We start from the raw sequence: 744 nt of genomic DNA on the forward strand, positions 1-744 counted from the left end.
CTCCAATTAATGGGCACGAGTGGACGCGAACAACCGCCCACACGCTTACCAGGCGTGCGCTCTAACCACCAGAGCTACGCGCCCAAGTAAAAAACCTTGGTAATTAGAAAAAAGTTCAAAGCGGGTGACGAGAACCGAACTCGCGAAAACAGCTTGGAAGCCTGTAGTTTTCCCAAAAAACCCCCCCCGCATAAATACTATCAAAAAAATGGCGCGAGACGGAATCGAACCGCCGACACATGGAGCTTCAATCCATTGCTCTACCAACTGAGCTACCGAGCCTTATTGCGGGAGCAGGATTTGAACCTACGACCTTCGGGTTATGAGCCCGACGAGCTACCGAGCTGCTCCATCCCGCGTTAATATAAAAGGAGGATGTGGGATTCGAACCCACGCACGCTTTTACACGCCTGACGGTTTTCAAGACCGTTCCCTTCAGCCGGACTTGGGTAATCCTCCAAAATAGTTTATACAGGAACAAGCCCGTGTCCTCTTAGTGAACAGATAATATTCCAATCCCCTAGTAATGGACTAAACACTATGGGCACGAGTGGACTCGAACCACCGACCTCACGCTTATCAGGCGTGCGCTCTAACCACCTGAGCTACGCGCCCAAGTCAAAAACTTGGTACAAAGAACAAAGTTCAAAGCGGGTGACGAGAATCGAACTCGCGACAACAGCTTGGAAGGCTGTAGTTTTACCACTAAACTACACCCGCTAAAATGGGAGTTAACGGGATCGA

At 50.1% G+C, this 744-nt stretch carries 7 tRNA genes; all 7 read right to left on the reverse strand.

Annotated elements, in window-relative coordinates:
• Window positions 1–10: 10 nt before the first annotated feature.
• The 7 genes from HT687_RS11180 to HT687_RS11210 all read right to left on the reverse strand — a co-directional run bounded on the left by HT687_RS11180 (window position 11) and on the right by HT687_RS11210 (window position 720).
• Window positions 11–84 (reverse strand) — tRNA-Thr (locus tag HT687_RS11180).
• Window positions 85–119: 35 nt separating this feature from the next.
• Window positions 120–190: transfer RNA gene (locus HT687_RS11185), tRNA-Gly, on the reverse strand.
• Between the two features lie 19 nt (window positions 191–209).
• Window positions 210–282: transfer RNA gene (locus HT687_RS11190), tRNA-Phe, on the reverse strand.
• A gap of 3 nt (window positions 283–285) precedes the next feature.
• A tRNA-Met gene (locus HT687_RS11195) sits at window positions 286–359 on the reverse strand.
• Window positions 360–369: 10 nt separating this feature from the next.
• Window positions 370–459 (reverse strand) — tRNA-Ser (locus tag HT687_RS11200).
• An 82-nt stretch (window positions 460–541) separates the two neighbouring features.
• Window positions 542–615, reverse strand: a tRNA-Ile gene (locus HT687_RS11205).
• A 34-nt stretch (window positions 616–649) separates the two neighbouring features.
• A tRNA-Gly gene (locus HT687_RS11210) sits at window positions 650–720 on the reverse strand.
• Window positions 721–744: the final 24 nt, after the last annotated feature.

Source organism: Streptococcus sp. 1449 (genome assembly GCF_013276805.1).
GTDB lineage: Bacteria > Bacillota > Bacilli > Lactobacillales > Streptococcaceae > Streptococcus > Streptococcus pseudopneumoniae.